Here is a 19,754-nt window from a genome sequence, read left to right on the forward strand (position 1 = left end):
CGGGGCCACCGACCGGCCGACGGACGGGGCCATGACCGGCGTGGGGAGAGGCCGGCTGCGGCTCATGCCGGGAACCGCACCGACGCCGGACCGAGCGCACACCAATTGACGCACCGTCAGATCTGCTCGTACCGTCACACCATGGGCATCGGGGTGTACGAGCTCACCGGCCGCACCGCTCTCGTCACGGGCGCGGCGAGCGGCATCGGCCGCGCCACCGCGGCCCTTCTCGCCCAGGCGGGCACTTCCGTGCACTGCGCCGACCTCGACGGTCCGGGCGCCCGCGCCACCGCCGAGCGCATCACCGCGGACGGCGGCGCGGCCCACGCCCACCCCCTCGACGTGACCGACCGCGAGCAGGTGCGGGAGACCGTCGCGGCAGCCGTCCGGGCGGACGGGCGGCTCGACATCCTGGCCGCCGTCGCCGGAATCATGCACAGCAGCCCGGTCCTGGAGACCGACGACGCCGACCTGGAGCGGGTGCTGGCCGTCAACTTCAAAGGGGTGCTGTACAGCTGCCAGGAAGCGGCCCGGGCAATGATCGCGGGAGGGGCCGGCGGCAGCATCGTCACGATGGCCTCCGGCGCCGTCGACACCGGCGCCCCCGGCCTGCTCTGCTACGGCGCCGCCAAGGCCGCCGTCGTCCAGCTCACCCGGACCCTCGCCACCGAGGTCGGCCGCCACGGCATCCGGGTCAACGCCGTCGCCCCCGGCTGGATCCGCACCCCCATGACCGCCCGCCGCACCCCCGGCGCACAGCACGGCACCGAGCAGGCCATGGGCCGAGCGGCACCCCTGGGCCGGGTCGGCGAACCCGAGGACGTCGCACACAGCGTGCTGTACCTCGCCTCGGACGCCGCGTCGTTCACGACAGGCCAGATCCTGCGCCCCAACGGCGGTGTCGCCATGCCCTGGTGACCTTCCGCACCGCCCCCGCCGCCGGCCCTGCCCCGGCGGCCGCCTTGGGCACGCAGTGGACAGGCAGCAGGCTCAACCCCCAGCCCCCCGCGGTGACCGCCATCTCGACCGGGCCCGCCTCGGCCGGCCGGGTCACCAGACGCAGCGTCGCCCAGCACCACACCGCGGCCAGCAGGACCGCGGCGGCCACCCCCATGGCCCGGGCCACGGGTATTCGCCACGGGCCGCGGCGCTCCGCCCGGCCGGGCCGCGCCGCCGTCACCCCCCGGTCGGCTATTCGGGCCGGATGACCGCCCTCCACATCGCGCACCAGCATCGCTGCCTCCTCCGGCCGACGCACCGTCGGCGGAATCGCTCCCTCACGACGGGGCACGGGGCGGAGAAGGCTCCGCTCCCGTGCTCCCGTTCCCGTGTCAGGCGTTCTCCGCCTGGAACATCCAGTAGTGCTTCTCCAGGTCGGCCGTCAGCCCGATGAAGATGTCCTGGCTCACCGGGTCGGGCTTCTCGGTGGACTCGACGCGTTCCCGCATCCGGGTGATCACCGCGCCCAGGGCCGCGACCAGCGTCCGTACCGCTTCCACGTCCTTGATCCAGCCGTCGGCGATCGTGGAGATGCCGCTGCTCTTGGCCACCGTGTCGGAACGCCCGTCCGGGGAGACGCCCAGGGCCGCGGCGCGCTCGGCCACGGTGTCGGCATGCTGCCGGGCGGTGGCGACGACCTCGTCGAGCTGGAGGTGGACGGAGCGGAAGCGCGGGCCCACCACGTTCCAGTGCACCTGCTTGGCGACCAGCGAGAGGTCCACCAGGTCCACCAGCCCGCCCTGAAGAGCGTCGCCGACGATCTTGAGGTCCTGTTCGGAGAGCGGGCTCTTGACGACAGTCATTCCGTTCCTCCTGCTGTGTTCTGTGACGTTCCTCTCAACCATCGCATACCCGGTCGAGACGGAGCATTCCGGAATTCTCACTACAGGAGCCGCACGGTTGCGGCACCCGCACATCAGGGCGCCTACCCGGAAACAACGCACTGAGCCCCGGCCGGGAGGACCGGCCGGGGCTCAGAGGGACAGGGAAAGGGGTGTGCGGCTCGTCAGGCAGCCACGACGTCGACGGCCTCCGCAGGGGCCTTGATCGTCACGCGCTCCTCGGGAACGCCCGTCACGGAGGTGACCGAGACCGAGTTGAGCATCGGGCGCATCGCCGGCACCGTCTCGCCGACCGTGGCGGACTGCGCCAGCTCGGCCAGCGACAGTTCGTCGCTCACCTCGCGCATGACCTCGGACATCCGCACGTCCAGCGCGTCACAGATCGCGGAGAGCAGTTCGGAGGAAGCCTCTTTCTGCCCCCGCTCCACCTCCGAGAGGTAGCCGAGGGAGACCCGTGCCGACGAGGAGACTTCGCGCAGGGTCCGCCCCTGGCGCTGGCGCTGCCGACGCAGCACGTCACCCAGCAGGCGACGGAGCAGAATCATCGCTGGCTCCCTCCTCGGGCCTCGGATGCGGATCCTTCTCGCACCACCGTACCGCCTCGGGCGGCGGCCGTGCGGGGAGCGATGACGTGTTCACTCAGGGCTGCAAACATCAACTCCCCCCGTTCTGTTCCGTATCCTGTGTCCGCTCATTTTCGATCAGTTCGCCCAGCAGCCGTTCCAGCGCCGCCCGAACGCTCTCCGAGCGGATACCCGCCCGGTCCCCGTCGAGTCCCAGCCGCAGACCGCTCGTGGTGCCTCCGGGGCCCGCCACGGCCACATGCACCGTGCCCACCGGCTTGCCGTCCTGGGGATCCGGACCGGCGACCCCGGTGGTCGACACTCCCCAGTCTGCGCCCAGCAGCCGCCGCACGCCTGCCGCCATCTGCCGGGCGACCTCGGCGTCGACGGCACCGCGTTCGGCCAGCAGAGCGCCGTCCACCCCCAGCACCGTCCGCTTGACCTCGCTCGCATAGGCGGTCACCGAGCCCCGGAAGACCCGTGAGGCACCGGGGACGGAGGTCAGCTCCGCCGCGATCAGGCCTCCGGTCAGGGATTCCGCCACGGCCAGGGACTCGCCGCGCGCCGCCAGCAGCCCGAGCACCGTGGCGGCCGCGCCAGGGGTCATCGCGCCGTGCCCGCGGCCGTACGCTCGCGTTCCGCGGTCAGGCCCGCCCGGCGCAGCACCACGGCCTGCCGTATGTAGTCCAGGCCGGTCGCCACGGTCAGCACCACCGCCACGGCCATGACCCAGAAGCGGAGGGTGGCGAGCGGTCCGGTCAGCGCCAGGACGTACATCCCCACCGCGGTGCCCTGGGCGAGCGTCTTCAGCTTTCCGCCGCGGCTGGCCGGGATGACGCCGTGCCGGATCACCCAGAACCGCATCAGCGTGATGCCGATCTCCCGGAACAGGATGACGCCCGTGACCCACCAGGGGAGGTCGTCCAGGGCGGAGAGACAGATCAGCGCCGCGCCCATGATCGCCTTGTCGGCGATCGGGTCGGCGATCTTCCCGAAGTCCGTGACCAGGTTGTACTGCCGGGCCAGATGGCCGTCGAACAGGTCGGTGATCATGGCGATGGCGAAGGCCGCCCAGGCGAAGGAGCGCCAGGCCGGGTCGTATCCGCCGTTGTGCAGCAGTAGCAGCACGAACCCCGGCACCAGGAGCAGGCGGGCCATGGTGAGGATGTTGGCGATGTTCCACAGCCCGGCCTGCGGGGCCGCCGGCGCACCCACCGAGCCGCCCCGCATCGGCGCGCGGCCGGAACCGCTCGCTGCGGACGCGGGGACTCCGCTCATGCGGCGGCCTCCTCGTCAGGACACCCGGTCAGCGGCTCGGCGACCAGGTCCACACCTTCGGTCGCCACCACCTTTGCTTCGACGATACGGCCCGGCGCAAGACCCCGGGAGTCGGTGAGGACGACCTGGCCGTCCGTCTCCGGCGCCTGGTGCGCCGCCCGCCCGATCGCGCCGTCGGCCTCGTCGACCGTCTCCACCAGCACCTCGACGGTCTCCCCGAGGCGCTCCTCGGCGCGCTGGGCGGTGAGCTCCTCGGCGAGCCGGGAGATGTGGGCCAGCCGCTCGGCGATGACGTCCTCGTCGAGCTTGTTGTCGTAGGTCAGCGCCTCGGTGCCCTCTTCGTCGGAGTAGCCGAAGACGCCGATGGCGTCCAGCCGGGCCCCGGTCAGGAAGCGCTCCAGCTCGGCCAGGTCGGCCTCGGTCTCGCCGGGGAAGCCGACGATGAAGTTCGAGCGGGCACCGGCCTGCGGCGCCTTGGACCGGATCTCCTCCAGCAGCCCCAGGAAGCGGTCGGTGTCGCCGAAGCGGCGCATCGCCCGCAGCACGCCCGGCGCGGAGTGCTGGAAGGACAGGTCGAAGTACGGCGCGACCTTCGGCGTCGACGTCAGGACGTCGATCAGACCGGGCCGCATCTCGGCCGGCTGGAGGTAGCTGACCCGGATCCGCTCGATCCCGTCGACCTCCGCCAGCTCCGGCAGCAGCGACTCCAGCAGGCGGATGTCCCCCAGGTCCTTGCCGTACGAGGTGTTGTTCTCGGAAACCAGCATGACCTCCTTGACGCCCTCAGCCGCCAGCCACCGGGTCTCGTTCAGCACATCGGACGGGCGGCGGGAGATGAAGGAGCCACGGAACGCCGGGATGGCGCAGAAGGAGCAGCGGCGGTCGCAGCCGGAGGCCAGCTTCACCGAGGCGACGGGGCTGGTGTCGAGCCGGCGGCGCAGCGGCGCCCGCGGCCCCGAGGCGGGCGCGAGCCCTTCCGGAAGGTCCTCCGGGGCGGGGGCGATGTCGCCGTGGCCCGGCAGCGCCACGGTGGCGTCCTGGCGCTCGGCGGGGCTGATGGGCAGCAGCTTGCGCCGGTCGCGCGGCGTGTGGGAGGCGTGCACGCCCCCGGAGAGGATCGTCTGCAGGCGGTCCGAGATGTCGGTGTAGTCGTCGAAGCCGAGCACGCCGTCGGCCTCGGGCAGCGCCTCCGCCAGATCCTTGCCGTAGCGCTCGGCCATGCAGCCGACGGCGACGACGGCCTGGGTGCGGCCGTGGTCCTTGAGGTCGTTGGCTTCGAGCAGGGCGTCGACGGAGTCCTTTTTGGCGGCCTCGACGAAGCCACAGGTGTTGACGACGGCGACGTCCGCCTCGGCGGCTTCCTGGACGAGCTCCCACCCGTCCGCCGCCAGACGGCCTGCGAGCTCCTCGGAATCCACCTCGTTACGGGCGCAGCCAAGGGTGACGAGAGCGACGGTGCGGCGTTCGGGCATGAGCTCAGCCTACTTTGTCCCGGGAGCGCCCTCCGCTGCCAGGGTTGCCCCGCCGGACCGGGCGGGCCGGACTCAGCCCGCCTGCGGGTCCCCCTTGGTGTAGCTCAGCCGCTGGACCTGGCCTTCCTCGCCCCGGTCATCGATCTGCTTACCGTTGACGAAGAGCTTGACGGCACCGGCGTTGCCCAGCACCAGATCGATACGCTGCTTGTCCGTGAAGGTCTTGGAGGCGCCTTCCTTGAGCACGCCCTCGTGCAACAGCCGCCCGCTGTGGTCCTTGGCCGAGATCCAGCTGGAGCCGTTCTCCGCGGTGAGCTTGACCGTCACCTTGTCGGCCGGGACGGCCGCGATGGCGCTGTCGGACGGCTCCGGCGCGGGCGCGGACGACTTCTTGCGGCTGGGCTCGCTGCTGGGCTTCGCCGAGGAGGTCTTGCCCGCCACCGACTTGCCGCCGGCCTTGTCGCCACCGCTGAACATGGTGAAGCCGACGAACGCGACGACCACGACGATCGCGGCGACCATAGCGGCGGTCCAGTTGGGGCGGCGGGGTTCCGGACGGATCCGCTCGGCCTCGAACAGCGGGGCCGCCGGGGTCGGCTCGGGACGTCCGCCGTGCTCGTCGTCGTACCGCGCCACGAGGGCGTCGGGGTCGAGGCGGACCGCTCGGGCGAGGGCCCGGATGTGCCCCCGGGCATAGACGTCGCCACCGCAACGGGTGAAGTCGTCCTGTTCGATCGCATGCACGATCGGGATGCGCACCCGTGTGGTGGAACTGACGTCCTCGACGGACAGTCCGGCGTCGGTACGGGCCTGCTGGAGCGCACGCCCGAGCGAGGGCCGGTCGTCCTCGACGGAAGGCCGGTCTTCTTCGGGGGAGTTGCCGATGGACACGAGGGCGCCTTTCGAGCGTGTAGCCACCTGCTGGATGTTCAGTCTAGGGGTGGTACGAAAGGGTGGGGCAACCGGGAGGACGGAGTTTGTACGCCATCGGAATGGCCACCCCGTCCGGGTACCTCCACCCGCTCGGCCTCCCCTTCGACATGACGTCTCGGGCAGCGGGACGGTTGCTTCGTTCCCGCTTACGGAGGAGTCTCACCGCGGATCACGGCGAGCACTCCGTCCAGTTCATCCGGTTTGATCAGTACGTCGCGGGCCTTGGAGCCCTCGCTCGGTCCGACGACCCCGCGCGACTCCATCAGGTCCATCAGCCTGCCCGCTTTCGCGAAGCCCACACGCAGCTTCCGCTGGAGCATCGAGGTCGAGCCGAACTGGGTCGAGACGACGAGCTCCGCCGCCTGGCAGAGCAGGTCCAGGTCGTCGCCGATCTCCTCGTCGATCTCCTTCTTCTTCCCGGTGCCCACCGTGACGTCGTCCCGGAAGACCGGGGTCATCTGGGCCTTGCAGTGCTCGACGACGGCGGTGACCTCGCCCTCCGTCACGAAGGCGCCCTGCATCCGCACCGGCTTGCTGGCACCCATCGGGAGGAACAGCCCGTCGCCCTTGCCGATCAGCTTCTCCGCGCCCGGCTGGTCGAGGATGACCCGGCTGTCGGCGAGCGAGGAGGTGGCGAACGCCAGCCGCGAGGGCACGTTCGCCTTGATCAGGCCGGTGACCACGTCGACGCTGGGCCGCTGGGTGGCCAGCACCAGGTGGATGCCGGCGGCCCGCGCCAGTTGGGTGATCCGCACGATCGCGTCCTCGACGTCGCGCGGCGCCACCATCATCAGGTCGGCCAGCTCGTCCACGATCACCAGCAGATACGGGTACGGCGCGAGCTCGCGCTCGCTGCCCTCCGGCGCCTTCGCCTTGCCGCTGCGCACCGCCGCGTTGAAGTCGTCGATGTGCCGGAAGCCGTAGGCGGCGAGGTCGTCGTAGCGCAGGTCCATCTCGCGCACGACCCACTGGAGGGCCTCGGCGGCCCGCTTGGGGTTGGTGATGATGGGGGTGATCAGGTGCGGGATGCCCTCGTAGGCGGTCAGCTCGACGCGCTTGGGGTCGACCAGGACCATCCGGACGTCGTCCGGGGTCGCCCGGACCATGACCGAGGTGATCAGACAGTTGATGCAGGACGACTTGCCGGAGCCGGTCGCACCGGCGACCAGGACGTGCGGCATGGTCGCCAGGTTGGCCATCACATAGCCGCCCTCGACGTCCTTGCCGAGCGCGACGAGCATCGGATGCTCGTCCCCCGCGGCGTCCGCCAGCCGCAGGACGTCGCCGAGGTTCACCATCTCGCGGTCGGTGTTCGGGATCTCGATACCGACCGCGGACTTGCCCGGGATCGGGCTGATGATCCGGACGTCCGGGCTGGCGACGGCGTAGGCGATGTTCTTGGTCAGCGCGGTGATCCGCTCGACCTTGACCGCCGGACCGAGTTCGATCTCGTACCGGGTGACGGTGGGGCCGCGGGTGAAGCCGGTGACCGCGGCGTCCACCTTGAACTCCGAGAAGACGTTCGACAGCGACGCCACCACCGCGTCGTTCGCGGCGCTGCGGGTCTTGCCGGGCCCGCCGCGCTCGAGGAGGTCGAGCGACGGGAGGGCGTAGGTGATGTCCCCGGCGAGCTGGAGCTGTTCGGCGCGGGACGGCAGGGAGCGGGTGCCCTCGGGGGCGGCCTTGGTCAGGTCCGGCACTCCGCCGGACGCCTCGGCCGTCTCCTTCTTCTTCTTCGGCGCGGCGGCCTGCGGCTGCCCGGCGGCGTCCGCACCCGTGCCGCGGGCCGCCGACGCCTCGGCGGACCGGTCCGCGGTGACGGAGTGGCTGAGGTCGGCGACGACCGGGGAGGGCTGCACCCCGTGCATCACCGCCCCGTCCAGGGCGGCGGCCGCGGCCGCCGCGACGTCCACGGCGTCCATCGGGCCGTCCCCGGTGGGCCGCACCGACGGCCTGCGGGCCCGGCGCCGCCGGGTGAGCTCCTCGCCCTCCGCTCCGTCCGGGCCGCCGTCGGCGTCGTCGGGACGGGCCGCCGCGCGCCGCGGACGCCGGGCGGGAGTCTCACGCCACTCGTCGGCGTACTCCTCGTCCGCGTATCCGCCGGCCGTGTCCTCGTCCACGAGGCCGAGCCGCGCGCCGAGCTGCCGCATCCGGCGGGGAATGGCGTTGACCGGGGTGGCCGTCACCACCAGCAGGCCGAAGACCGTGACGAGGACCAGCAGCGGCACGGCGAGCACCTCGCCGACCGTGAAGATCAGCGGCTTGGACGCGCCCCAGCCGATGAGGCCTCCCGCGTCCTGAATGGCCTCGGTACCCTCACCGCGCCCGGGCGATCCGCACGCCATGTGCACCTGTCCGAGCACGCCCACGACCAGCGCCGACAGTCCGATGACGATCCGTCCGTTCGCCTCCGGCTTCTCGGGGTGCCGGATGAGCCGTACGGCGATGACGCCCAGCAGTATCGGCACCAGCAGATCGAGCCGGCCGAACGCCCCGGTGACCAGCATCTCCACCAGGTCGCCGACCGGGCCGCGGAGCCGGGACCAGGTGCCCGCCGCGACGACCAGCGCCAGCCCCAGCAGCAGGAGCGCCAAGCCGTCCTTGCGGTGGGCGGGATCGAGGCCCCGGGCCCCCCGCCCCACCCCGCGGAACAGCGCCCCGACCGTGTGCGCGAGCCCGAGCCACACCGCGCGGGCGAGCCGGTAGACACCGTTGGTCGGGGACGTCGCCCGGGGTGCGGGCCTGCGGGCCGCGGCCTTCTTGGCGGGAGCCTTCTTCACCGGTGGCCGCTTCGCGGGTGCCGCGCCCTTTTTGGCGGGGACCTTCTTGGCAGCCGTCTTCCGGGGGGCACTCGCGGTACGACCGGCGCGCGGCTTCGAAGTGCCCGCCGCGCCCTGGGAACCCTTGCCGGACGTACGTGAGGCCATGGTGACGAGGTTACCGGGGACCGACCCGTGGGACACGTGTGCCCACGGGTTAACCCGTTCGTGTCGCTCCCGGCCGTCCGCGTGTTGACGATGGGTCAACACGCGGATGACACGCGGTTCCCTTCCGCAAGGGCAACGTCAGTTCTGCGACGGCAGCGCCGACGCGCCTTCTCCCGTGCCGGGCTCCAGGGCGTCCAGCGCCCGGCGCAGCCCGGTGAGTTTGCGCTCCAGATGCGCCGCAGTCGCGACGGCCGCCGCGTCCGCGGACTCGTCCAGCTGCTTGGAGAGCGCCTCGGCCTGCTCCTCGACCGCGGCGAGCCGCGCCGAGAGCTCGGCCAGCAGCCCGGCGGGCTCCTTGCTGTCCCCCGGCGCCGGCTGGCTGCCCTCCAACTGCAGCCGCAGCAGCGAAGCCTGCTCACGGAGCTGACAGTTCTTCATGTACAGCTCGACGAAGACCGAGACCTTCGCCCGCAGCACCCACGGGTCGAACGGCTTGGAGATGTAGTCCACCGCGCCCGCCGCGTACCCGCGGAAGGTGTGGTGGGGACCGTGGTTGATGGCCGTGAGGAAGATGATCGGGATGTCCCGTGTCCGCTCACGGCGTTTGATGTGCGCCGCGGTCTCGAAGCCGTCCATGCCCGGCATCTGGACATCCAGCAGGATGACCGCGAAATCGTCCGTCAGCAGCGCCTTGAGCGCTTCCTCCCCTGACGATGCCCGCACCAGCGTCTGATCGAGCGCGGAGAGGATCGCCTCCAGCGCCAGCAGATTCTCCGGCCGGTCATCGACCAGGAGGATCTTGGCCTTCTGCACCATGGCCCGTCCTCCTCGCCCCGGCATGGGGCCTCCCCTGTCCGCAGGACTCGGGGAAGCACCGGGCGCCGCCCCAGCGGACGACTCCCTTGCGTCGCCCGTCCTTGTGCCGGTCATGGTAGCCGCACCCCGCCTGTCGCCACACCCTGTCACCGCGATGTCACTGTGCACGTAGCAGAAACGCGGTGGGAGACCAGAAGGTTCCCCGAATACCGCGTTCCCACACGTGTTCGGCAACACTCAGTCAGCAGCGGGCCGCATCCACTGGTGCATCACCGTGAGCAGGTGGTCCGTGTCGACCGGCTTGGTGACATAGTCGGACGCGCCCGACTCGATACTCTTCTCCCGGTCCCCCTTCATCGCCTTCGCGGTGAGGGCGACGATCGGCAGACCGGCGAACTGCGGCATCCGGCGGATCGCCGCCGTCGTCGCATAGCCGTCCATCTCCGGCATCATGATGTCCATCAGAACGACCGCCACATCGTCGTGCTGCTCCAGGACTTCGATGCCCTCGCGCCCGTTCTCCGCGTACAGCACCGACAGTCCGTGCTGTTCCAGCACGCTGGTCAGCGCGAACACATTGCGGATGTCGTCGTCCACGATGAGCACCTTCTCGCCGTGGAAGCCGCCCTCGAAGGCCACTGCCACGGCGTCCTCGCCCTGGCCGTTCCAGGTCTCCTCCGGTGCCGCCGCGGGCTCCGGAAGCTCCCGGGCGGCAGGCCGCTGCGGCTCCGGGGCCGCTGCCCGCCGGCGCAGCCGGGCGAGCCCGCCGACGCCGCGCCGCGGGGCCGGCTCCACCTCCGCCGGCGGCCGGACCTCCCGCGGCGGCTCCAGCTCGGCGGCCGCGGCCCCGAGCAGCGGGTCCCCGGCGGGCGCCGCGAGCGCCCCGGCGCCGGTGGGCCCGGCGGGGGCGAGCTGCGGGTAGCCCTGCGGGGGCAGTTCGCTGGGGTTGAGCGGCAGGTAGAGCGTGAAGGTGGAGCCCCGGCCGGGCTCACTGGCCGCGTGGATCTCACCGCCCAGCAGCCGGGCGATCTCCCGGCTGATGGACAGTCCGAGGCCGGTGCCGCCGTACTTCCGGCTGGTGGTGCCGTCGGCCTGCTTGAACGCCTCGAAGATGACCCGCATCTTGCTGGCCGCGATGCCGATGCCGGTGTCGGTCACCGAGAAGGCGATCATGTCGGCGTCCGGGTCGCGCAGCGAGCCGTGCTCCAGCAGCTGCTCGCGGATGGCGTTGGGCACATCCACGCCGGCGGGCCGGATCACCAGCTCCACGGCCCCGCCGTCGGTGAACTTCACCGCGTTCGACAGCAGATTGCGCAGCACCTGGAGCAGCCGCTGCTCGTCGGTGTGCAGGGTGGCCGGAAGCTCCGGGGAGACCCGTACGGCGAAGTCCAGGCCCTTCTCGGCGGTCAGCGGGCGGAACGTGGCCTCCACGTAGTCCACCAGCTGCACCAGCGCGATCCGGGTCGGACTGACGTCCATCTTGCCCGCCTCGACCTTCGACAGGTCGAGGATGTCGTTGATCAGCTGGAGCAGGTCCGAACCCGCTCCGTGGATCGTCTCGGCGAACTCCACCTGCTTCGGCGAGAGGTTGGAGTCGGCGTTGTCCGCGAGCAGCTTGGCCAGGATGAGCAGCGAGTTGAGCGGGGTGCGCAGCTCGTGCGACATGTTGGCCAGGAACTCGGACTTGTAGCGCATGGAGACCGCCAGCTGCTCGGCCCGCTCCTCCAGCACCTGCCGGGCCTCCTCGATCTCGGTGTTCTTCACCTCGATGTCGCGGTTCTGCTGGGCCAGCAGCTCGGCCTTCTCCTCCAGTTCGGCGTTGGACGACTGGAGGGCCTTCTGCCGGTTCTCCAGCTCCGCCGACCGCTCCCGCAGCTGCTCGGTCAGCTCCTGCGACTGCTTCAGCAGCACCTCGGTCTTGGTGTTGACACTGATGGTGTTGACGCTGGTCGCGATCATCTCGGCGATCTGGCTGAGGAAGTCCTTCTGGATCTGCGCGAAGGGCTGGAACGACGCCAGCTCGATCACGCCCAGGACCTGGCCCTCGAAGAGCACCGGCAGCACGATCACATGGGCCGGCGGCGCCTCGCCCAGGCCGGAGGCGATCTTCAGATAGCCCGGCGGCACGTTCTCCACCAGGATCGTCCGCTTCTCCTCGGCGGCCGTCCCGATGAGCGTCTCCCCGGGCCGGAAGGACGTCGGCATGGTGCCCATGGAGTAGCCGTAGCTGCCGATCATGCGCAGCTCGTACGAACCGTCCTCGGCCGGGGCCCCGACCTCGGTGCCGTCCCCGGTCGGGGTGGCCAGGAAGAACGCGCCGTGCTGGGCGGAGACCACCGGCGTCAGTTCGCTCATGATCAGCCCCGCCACGTCCTTGAGGTCGCGGCGGCCCTGCATCAGACCGGAGATCCGGGCCAGGTTGCCCTTGAGCCAGTCCTGCTCCTTGTTGGCGAGCGTGGTCTCGCGCAGGGTGGCGATCATCGTGTTGATGTTGTCCTGGAGCTCCAGGATCTCGCCGGCCGCGTCCACGTCGATCTTCAGATTGAGGTCGCCCCGGGTCACCGCCGCGGCGACGGCGGCGATCGCCCGCACCTGGCGGGTCAGGTTGCCCGCCATCTCGTTCACCGATTCGGTGAGGTCCTGCCAGGTGCCGTCGACATCGCGCACCCGCGCCTGGCCGCCCAGCTGGCCCTCGGTACCCACCTCGCGGGCCACCCGGGTCACCTGCTCGGCGAACGACGACAGCTGGTCCACCATCGTGTTGATCGTCGTCTTGAGCTCGAGGATCTCGCCCCGGGCGTCGATGTCGATCTTCTTGGTGAGATCGCCCTTCGCGATGGCGGTGGTGACCATCGCGATGTTGCGGACCTGTCCGGTCAGATTGGACGCCATCGAGTTCACGGACTCGGTGAGGTCCTTCCACGTGCCGGAGACGCCGGGCACCCGGGCCTGGCCGCCGAGGATGCCCTCGGTGCCCACCTCGCGCGCCACCCGCGTCACCTCGTCCGCGAAGGACGACAGCGTGGTCACCATGGTGTTGACGGTGTCGGCGAGCTGCGCGACCTCGCCGCGCGCCTCGACCGTCACCTTCTTGGTCAGATCGCCGTTGGCGACCGCCGTCGCCACCTGGGAGATGTTCCGCACCTGAATGGTGAGGTTGTTCGCCATCAGGTTGACGTTGCCGCTGAGGTCCTTCCAGATGCCGGTGACGCCGGGCACCCGGGCCTGGCCGCCCAGCTGGCCCTCCGTGCCCACCTCACGGGCCACCCGGGTCACCTGCTCGGCGAACGAGGAGAGCTGGTCCACCATCGTGTTCACCGTGGTGACCAGTTCGAGGATCTCGCCCTTGGCGTCGACCGTGATCTTCTTCGACAGGTCGCCCTTGGCGACCGCCGTGGTGACCTCCGCGATGTTCCGCACCTGCGAGGTCAGGTTGTTCGCCATGAAGTTGACGGACTGGGTGAGGTCCTTCCAGGTGCCGGAGACCCCCTGCACCTCGGCCTGGCCGCCGAGGATGCCCTCGGTACCCACCTCGCGCGCCACCCGCGTCACCTGGTCCGCGAACGAGGACAGCTGGTCCACCATCGTGTTGAGGGTGTTCTTCAGCTCCAGGATCTCGCCCCGGGCGTCCACGTCGATCTTCTGGGACAGGTCACCGCGGGCCACCGCCGTGGCGACCTGGGCGATGTTCCGCACCTGAGCGGTGAGGTTGCCGGCCATGCCGTTCACGGAGTCCGTGAGGTCCCGCCACACGCCGGCCACGCCGGGCACCTGCGCCTGGCCGCCGAGGCGCCCGTCCGTGCCCACCTCACGGGCCACCCGGGTCACCTGCTCCGCGAAGGCGGAGAGCTGGTCCACCATCGTGTTGATGGTGTTCTTCAGCTCCAGGATCTCGCCCCGGGCGTCGACCTCGATCTTCTGGGAGAGATCACCCCGCGCCACCGCCGTCGTCACCTGGGCGATCTGCCGCACCTGAGAGGTGAGGTTGCCGGCCATGAAGTTGACGGAGTCGGTGAGGTCCTTCCACGTCCCGGAGACCCCGTCGACCTGGGCCTGACCGCCGAGCCGGCCCTCGGTGCCCACATCGCGCGCCATCCGGGTCACCTGGTCGGCGAACAGGGACAGCTGGTCCACCATCGTGTTCACGGTGGCCTTGAGCTGGAGCATCTCACCGGACACGTCCACGGTGACCTTCTGCGACAGGTCGCCGTTGGCCACCGCCGTCGTCACCTGGGCGATGTTCCGCACCTGCCCGGTGAGGTTCCGGAAGGCCGTGTTCACCGAGTCGGTGAGGTCCTTCCACGTACCCGCGGCACCCGGCACCTGCGCCTGACCGCCGAGTTCACCCTCCACACCGACCTCACGCGCAACGCGCGTCACTTCGGCGCCGAAGGACGACAGCTGGTCGACCATCGTGTTGACGGTGTTCTTCAGCTCGAGCATCTCGCCGGCCACGTCGACCGTGACCTTCTGGGAGAGATCGCCGTTCGCCACCGACGTCGTGACCTGAGCGATGTCCCGCACCTGCGTGGTCACGTTCCGGAAGGCGGTGTTCACCGAGTCGGTGAGGTCCTTCCACGTACCCGCGGCACCCGGCACCTGCGCCTGACCGCCGAGCTGGCCCTCGGCCCCCACCTCGCTGGCGACCCGCGTGACCTCGTCGGCGAAGGTCCGCAGCGTCTCCGTCATGGTGTTGATCGTCTCGGCCAGCTGGGCGACCTCGCCCCGTGCGCTCACCGTGACCTTCTGCGACAGGTCGCCGTTGGCCACCGCCGTCGTCACCTGGGCGATCCCCCGCACCTGCGCGGTCAGATTGCCCGCCATCAGGTTGACGGAGTCGGTGAGGTCCTTCCACACCCCGGCCACGCCCGGCACCTGCGCCTGGCCACCGAGCTCGCCCTCGGTGCCCACCTCGCGGGCGACGCGCGTCACCTCCGAGGAGAACGAGGAGAGTTGGTCCACCATCGTGTTGACGGTGTTCTTCAACTCCAGCATCTCTCCGGCCACATGGACCGTGACCTTCCGCGACAGGTCGCCCTTGGCGACCGCCGTGGTCACCAACGCGATGTCCCGCACCTGAGCGGTGAGCCGGTACGCCATCGTGTTGACGGAGTCGGTGAGGTCCTTCCAGGAGCCCGACATGCCACGCACCTTGGCCTGACCGCCGAGCTTGCCCTCGGTGCCCACCTCGCTGGCCACGCGCGTCACTTCGTCGGTGAACGCGGACAGCTGGTCCACCAGTCCGTTGACGGTCCGGCCGACCTTCAGGAACTCGCCGCGCAACGGGTGCGCCGTTCCGTCCGAACCGAGCGCCCGCAGATCCATCCGCTGCTCGAGATCGCCCTCGGAGACCGCGGACAGCACCCGGCCGACCTCGGACACCGGCCGGGCGAGGTCGTCCACCAGCGCGTTGGACGCGTCGATGGCCGCCGCCCAGGAGCCCTCGCAGGCGCCGGTCTCGAGCCGCTCGGTGAGCTTGCCCTCACGGCCGACCACCCTCCGCACCCGGGCGAGCTCACCCGTGAGGTGGAGATTCCGGTCCGCTACTTCGTTGAACACGGCGGCGACCTCGGACATCAGGCCCTCGCCCGACACCGTCAACCGCTTCCGGAAATTTCCGTCCCGCATGGCGACCAGTGCGGTGAGCAATCTGTTCAGCGCGGCCGTATCCACTTCGGTCGTCCCGCTATTACGGGAACGTCCGCCTTTCGCGCGCGTGCTTGCGCCCCGCGCCGCTGCGCCAGACTCCACCGTGTCCCTCCCGCAGGGTCGACCGTCCTAGCCAGGTTCTGTTCAAGCGTGCCCAGTGTTTCACCCCGGCCCTACCAGGCCATAACAGTTCGGCAGCATCGCACAACGCCTACCGCACTCTCCGGACGGAAACACTCGCGACCGGCATCCGCACGGACCGCGAAGGTAAGTAACCTGGCATCCGGCTGTCCATCCACCCGACACCGGGTGGAGTGTGCAGCGAAACGACTTGGCATCGGCGGGGTGCCGCGACGGGGTCCGTCCGGCCCACAGGGAGCGGGGATGAAGGAGCGGGGCGAGGGCTTGGTCCGGCAGAGCATCGCAGACAGTGAGATGGACCACTCGCCGGACGGAGAGGGCGCAGTCGTGCTCCCCGGCTCCTTCGACGGCGCGGCCGCCCCGGAGGAGGACACCGGGGCACTCCCGAGGAGGCCAGTGATCACCGCCCGGGCCACGGCCACCTTCGAGCCGGTCGGCCGCTCGGTCGCCGTCGCCCGGGCCTTCGTGCGGGACACGGTCCAGGGCTGGGGCCTCTCGGACATCGTGGACGACGCCGTCGTCCTCACCAGCGAGCTGGTGACGAACGCGGTGGTGCACGCCGGCACCGCGGCCGACGTCCTGTGCCTCCGCACCGACCAGGGCGTACGGATCGAGGTCGCCGACCGGTACCCCGAGCGGGAACTCCCGCTCCAGAACAGCCGCAGCCACATCGCCCACCCGGACCGGGAGGGCGGCCGCGGCCTGCTGCTCTGCGGCGCTCTGGCCACCTGCTGGGGCGTCGAGTACACCCCCACCCACAAGCAGGTCTGGTTCCAGCTCGACCTCGCCGAGCGGCTCGCCGGGACCCGCTCCGCCGGCCCGGCCCTGCCCACCGACGCCCTGCCCGTCGCCGACTCCCGGGTCCGCGTCGCGGTGATCCAGATCGACCGGGCGGGGGCCGTGAGCTCCTGGAGCGACGACGCCCAGGACCTCTTCGGCTTCGTCCCCGAGCAGGTCGTCGGCAAGCCCCTCACCGACTTCGCCGCCTGGCCGCACACCCCCGGCACCGGCACCGGCATCGCCGAGGCGCTCCAGCTCTCCCGCTGGGAGGGCTCCTACGGCATCCGGGACGTGGACGGCCGCGTCGTCCCCGTCTACGCCTCCCACCTGCGGGTGCGGGACGCCGCGGGCGAGCCGTCCACGGTGTGCCTGCTGGTCCGCGACCACGAGCGCGCCGTCCTGCAGGCCACCCTGCGCGCGCCGGCCTCCCGGGACAGCTCCGCGTCCTCCGCCGACGGCCGCGGCCCGGCCACGGACCCCTTCGAGGTCTTCATCGGCTCCCCCGCGCCGGACGATCTCGACGGCCTGCTCCAGCGCACGGTCGAGCGGGCGCGCGACATGCTCGACGGCGACTCCGCGTATCTGCTGCTGGCCACCGACGACGAGACCGAGCTGGAGGTCCGCGCCTCCACCGGACTGCCGTCGGCCCGTCAGCGCTTCGCCCGGGTCCCCGTCGAGGCGGGCACCGGCCGCTACGGCTCCGCGCGGATGCCCGCGGTCCACGAGGACCTCACCGTGGTGCCCGGCGCCGTGCCGCTCCTCGGCGGCACCGGCATGCGGTCCGTGGTGACGGTTCCCCTCAAGGTCGAGGGGAGGCTGACGGGTTCGCTGGGCGTGGCCGCCGAGGCGCCCGGCCGCTACACCAACGAGGAAGCCCTGCGCCTGCAGTTCGCCGCCGACCGCATCGCGCTGGCCGTCGAACGGGCCCGGCTCACCGAGCTCGAACGGCTGCGCCGCGGTTCGCTCTCCTTCCTCGTCGAGGCCTCCGACCTGCTCGCGGGCACGCTCGACCGCGACCAGACGCTCGCGCTGATGGCGCAGATGACGGTCCCGACGCTGGCCACCTGGTGCGCGGTCTACACCGTCGCCGACCAGTCCACCGAGCCCGAACTCTCCTACGTGCTGCACGAGGACGAGGACCGGATCGACGGTCTCAAGACGCTGCTGGGCAAGGTCCCGCCGCCGGACCCGGTGCCGACGCCCGGCGCCCGCGTCTGGACCGCGCCCAGCGACGCCGCCCACTCGGCGGCGCTGCGTTCCTCGCTGCGGAACCTCGGGCTCGGCGACCACTCGGCGGCGGGCCCCGGGCCCTCGCTCGCCACGGCCTCGGCCGTCGGCGGCGAGACCGTCGTCCTGCCGCTGGTGGCCCGCAACCGCGTCATCGGCATGCTCACCCTCGGAAAGCCCTCCGAGGAGCACTTCCGCCAGGAGATCCTGGAGCTCGCCGAGGACCTCTCCCGCCGGGCGGCGCTCGCCCTGGACAACGCCCGGCTGTACTCGGAACGCACCGCCATCAGCCAGTCGTTGCAGCGCAGTCTGCTGCCGCCGGAGCTGCCCGAGGTCCCGGGTGTGGAGGTGGAGGTCATCTACCGCGCGGCGGGCGAGGGCAACGAGGTCGGCGGCGACTTCTACGACATCTTCCCGATCCGTGACGGCGCGTACGGCTTCGCCATCGGCGACGTCTGCGGCACCGGCCCGGAGGCCGCCGCGGTGACCGGCCTGGCCCGCCACGCCCTGCGGCTGCTCGCCCGCGAGGGGTTCGGCGGCCCGGCCGTACTGGAGCGGCTGAACGCGGCCATCCTCGACGAGGGCGCCCGCAGCCGCTTCCTGACCCTGCTCTACGGGGAGTTGTGGCCGCAGCACGACGGCAGCGCGGTGCTCAAGGTCGTGTGCGCGGGACATCCGCTGCCGCTGCGGCTCCGGCAGGACGGCAGCGTCGAACCGGCCGCGGAGCCCCAGCCGTTGCTCGGTGTGATGGACGATCTGGAGCTGTACGAACAGACCGTCACCCTCGACCCCGGCGACGTCCTGCTCTGCGTCACGGACGGGGTGACCGAGCGCCGCGAGGGCACCCGCATGCTCGGGGACGACGGCCTGGTCGAGGTCCTGACGACGTGCACCGGGCTGACGGCCGGCGCCGTGGCCGCACGCATCCTGCGGGCCGTCGAGCGCTTCGCCGCGGAGCCCGCCTCGGACGACATGGCCATCCTGGCCATGCGCGTGCCCGAGTTGCAGACGGACTGAGCGGACGGGCTCCCGGCGGCAGGACGCCGAGGAGCCCGGCCCTCGGGACCTCGGTGAACGAGAAGGTCAGTGAACGAGAAAGGCCCCCGCCAACCGGCGGGGGCCTTCTTCATGGAGCCCCAATACGGAATCGAACCGTAGACCTTCTCCTTACCATGGAGACGCTCTGCCGACTGAGCTATTGGGGCGCAGCGACGGGCTCAATACTACCCGAACACAGCTGCGCTCCTGACCACACCCGGTGCCGCCCGACACGGTTCGCCCGACAGCGCGGATTCGCGTCCCCCAACGGCCTTACCGGCCTGTGCGCAGGCTCAGGCGGGCTGCAGCAGTCCGCCGAGCGCGTTGCAGGCGGAAGCCACCCGGTGCAGCTCACGGCGCGTCATGCCCGCGTCCACCGGAAGGGCCAGACACTCGTCGGCGGCCCGTTCGGTCTCCGGCAGCCACACGTCACGGCGGAAGAGCGGCAGCCGGTGCACCGGCGTCTGCACCGGGACCCGGCAGCGCACGCCCCGGGACTTCAACGTCCGGGCGAAGGCGTCCCGGTCGGGCCGCCCGTTGCCGGGCACCCGCACCACGTACTGGAGGAAGGTGTGGCCGGCGTCCGGGGCGATGCTCGGGGTGACGACGTCCGTGAGCCGGCGGGTGAGGTACGCGGCGTTGGTCTGCCGTACCGAGATCTCGGCCGAGGAGCTCTCCTGGTCCAGGTGTTCGGCGACGGCCAGGCCCCGCTGTTCGGCGATGCGGCCGATGCGCGCCATGTCGGCCCGGTGCCCGAACTGGTGGACCGGGACGACGGCCGCCGTCCTGGACGTCACCGCGGCCTCGACCGCCGCCGGGTCGACACAGAAGGTGTCCGCGTCTATGTCGACGAACACCGGCACGCCGCCGGCCTGGCATACGGCGTCCGCCACCTCGACGGGTCCGTACGACGGCACGATCACCTCCATGCCGCGCACGCCCGCACTCGTCAATGCTCGCTGTACCGCGTCTGCAGGGTGTCCCAGTTCCATGCCACGGATCGTGCCCGGGCAATGTGAACGCCAAGTGGCGGGCACCACAACGCGAGAAAGCCCTGTCGGGAACCGAAGTTCCCAACAGGGCTTTCTC

The 19,754-nt window shown here is 71.2% G+C and carries 13 protein-coding genes and 1 tRNA gene; 2 read left to right on the top strand and 12 right to left on the bottom strand.

Translation table 11 applies throughout. The features are described 5' to 3' along the window. Positions 1–141 precede the first annotated feature (141 nt). Complete coding sequence (locus AC3EQ1_RS22440; RefSeq protein WP_432096137.1) at positions 142–918, top strand: SDR family NAD(P)-dependent oxidoreductase; 777 nt, start codon at positions 142–144, stop codon at positions 916–918. Here AC3EQ1_RS22440 and AC3EQ1_RS22445 read toward each other — a convergent pair. The 10 genes from AC3EQ1_RS22445 to AC3EQ1_RS22490 all read right to left on the bottom strand — a co-directional run bounded on the left by AC3EQ1_RS22445 (position 866) and on the right by AC3EQ1_RS22490 (position 15,581). Further along, on the bottom strand, positions 866–1,234 hold the full coding sequence (locus AC3EQ1_RS22445; RefSeq protein ID WP_432096138.1) for a hypothetical protein: 369 nt from the start codon (positions 1,232–1,234) through the stop codon (positions 866–868). The two genes, AC3EQ1_RS22440 and AC3EQ1_RS22445, sit on opposite strands and share 53 nt — an antisense overlap. A gap of 97 nt (positions 1,235–1,331) precedes the next feature. Next, positions 1,332–1,802: a Dps family protein gene (locus AC3EQ1_RS22450; RefSeq protein WP_432096139.1), complete on the bottom strand. Its 471-nt coding sequence runs from the start codon at positions 1,800–1,802 to the stop codon at positions 1,332–1,334. A gap of 203 nt (positions 1,803–2,005) precedes the next feature. Continuing rightward, positions 2,006–2,386 carry a helix-turn-helix domain-containing protein gene (locus AC3EQ1_RS22455; protein ID WP_351504898.1) on the bottom strand — a complete coding sequence of 127 codons (381 nt, stop codon included), beginning with the start codon at positions 2,384–2,386 and terminating at the stop codon, positions 2,006–2,008. Positions 2,387–2,495: 109 nt separating this feature from the next. Further along, positions 2,496–3,011, bottom strand: a complete 516-nt coding sequence (locus tag AC3EQ1_RS22460) for a CinA family protein (protein WP_432096140.1) — start codon at positions 3,009–3,011, stop codon at positions 2,496–2,498. Continuing rightward, a complete protein-coding gene (gene pgsA, locus AC3EQ1_RS22465) occupies positions 3,008–3,682 on the bottom strand; it encodes a CDP-diacylglycerol--glycerol-3-phosphate 3-phosphatidyltransferase (protein WP_432096141.1) in 675 nt (224 codons plus the stop codon). The genes AC3EQ1_RS22460 and pgsA overlap by 4 nt, the downstream gene beginning before the upstream one ends. Next, a complete protein-coding gene (gene rimO / locus AC3EQ1_RS22470; RefSeq protein WP_351504893.1) occupies positions 3,679–5,154 on the bottom strand; it encodes a 30S ribosomal protein S12 methylthiotransferase RimO in 1,476 nt (491 codons plus the stop codon). Before rimO ends, pgsA begins: the two co-directional genes overlap by 4 nt. Positions 5,155–5,226: 72 nt before the next feature. Next, positions 5,227–6,045 carry a helix-turn-helix domain-containing protein gene (locus tag AC3EQ1_RS22475; RefSeq protein WP_432096147.1) on the bottom strand — a complete coding sequence of 273 codons (819 nt, stop codon included), beginning with the start codon at positions 6,043–6,045 and terminating at the stop codon, positions 5,227–5,229. 188 nt (positions 6,046–6,233) lie between these two features. Next, positions 6,234–9,014: a DNA translocase FtsK gene (locus AC3EQ1_RS22480; protein WP_432096142.1), complete on the bottom strand. Its 2,781-nt coding sequence runs from the start codon at positions 9,012–9,014 to the stop codon at positions 6,234–6,236. Positions 9,015–9,152: 138 nt separating this feature from the next. Beyond that, on the bottom strand, positions 9,153–9,830 hold the full coding sequence (locus AC3EQ1_RS22485; RefSeq protein ID WP_351504889.1) for a response regulator: 678 nt from the start codon (positions 9,828–9,830) through the stop codon (positions 9,153–9,155). A 237-nt stretch (positions 9,831–10,067) separates the two neighbouring features. Then, positions 10,068–15,581, bottom strand: a complete 5,514-nt coding sequence (locus AC3EQ1_RS22490) for a HAMP domain-containing protein (RefSeq protein ID WP_432096143.1) — start codon at positions 15,579–15,581, stop codon at positions 10,068–10,070. A 435-nt stretch (positions 15,582–16,016) separates the two neighbouring features. Between AC3EQ1_RS22490 and AC3EQ1_RS22495 the strand changes: the two genes are divergently transcribed. After that, complete coding sequence (locus tag AC3EQ1_RS22495; RefSeq protein WP_432096148.1) at positions 16,017–18,644, top strand: SpoIIE family protein phosphatase; 2,628 nt, start codon at positions 16,017–16,019, stop codon at positions 18,642–18,644. A 112-nt stretch (positions 18,645–18,756) separates the two neighbouring features. On the opposite strand, the gene AC3EQ1_RS22500 is transcribed toward AC3EQ1_RS22495, so the two are convergent. Then, positions 18,757–18,832 (bottom strand) — tRNA-Thr (locus AC3EQ1_RS22500). A 126-nt stretch (positions 18,833–18,958) separates the two neighbouring features. Then, entirely contained in the window at positions 18,959–19,657 is a 699-nt protein-coding gene (locus AC3EQ1_RS22505) for a DegT/DnrJ/EryC1/StrS family aminotransferase (RefSeq protein WP_432096144.1), read from the bottom strand. Between the last annotated feature and the right edge of the window lie 97 nt (positions 19,658–19,754).

It is taken from the genome of Streptomyces sp. bgisy100 (genome assembly GCF_057709105.1).

Bases quoted from the DNA above. Each gene is read 5' to 3' on its own strand.
- AC3EQ1_RS22460 (WP_432096140.1), bottom strand. From the start codon at position 3,011: ATGACCCCTGGCGCGGCCGCCACGGTGCTCGGGCTGCTGGCGGCGCGC.
- AC3EQ1_RS22455 (WP_351504898.1), bottom strand. From the start codon at position 2,386: ATGATTCTGCTCCGTCGCCTGCTGGGTGACGTGCTGCGTCGGCAGCGC.
- rimO (WP_351504893.1), bottom strand. From the start codon at position 5,154: ATGCCCGAACGCCGCACCGTCGCTCTCGTCACCCTTGGCTGCGCCCGT.
- AC3EQ1_RS22505 (WP_432096144.1), bottom strand. From the start codon at position 19,657: ATGGAACTGGGACACCCTGCAGACGCGGTACAGCGAGCATTGACGAGT.
- AC3EQ1_RS22450 (WP_432096139.1), bottom strand. From the start codon at position 1,802: ATGACTGTCGTCAAGAGCCCGCTCTCCGAACAGGACCTCAAGATCGTC.
- pgsA (WP_432096141.1), bottom strand. From the start codon at position 3,682: ATGAGCGGAGTCCCCGCGTCCGCAGCGAGCGGTTCCGGCCGCGCGCCG.
- AC3EQ1_RS22480 (WP_432096142.1), bottom strand. From the start codon at position 9,014: ATGGCCTCACGTACGTCCGGCAAGGGTTCCCAGGGCGCGGCGGGCACT.
- AC3EQ1_RS22440 (WP_432096137.1), top strand. From the start codon at position 142: ATGGGCATCGGGGTGTACGAGCTCACCGGCCGCACCGCTCTCGTCACG.
- AC3EQ1_RS22445 (WP_432096138.1), bottom strand. From the start codon at position 1,234: ATGCTGGTGCGCGATGTGGAGGGCGGTCATCCGGCCCGAATAGCCGAC.
- AC3EQ1_RS22485 (WP_351504889.1), bottom strand. From the start codon at position 9,830: ATGGTGCAGAAGGCCAAGATCCTCCTGGTCGATGACCGGCCGGAGAAT.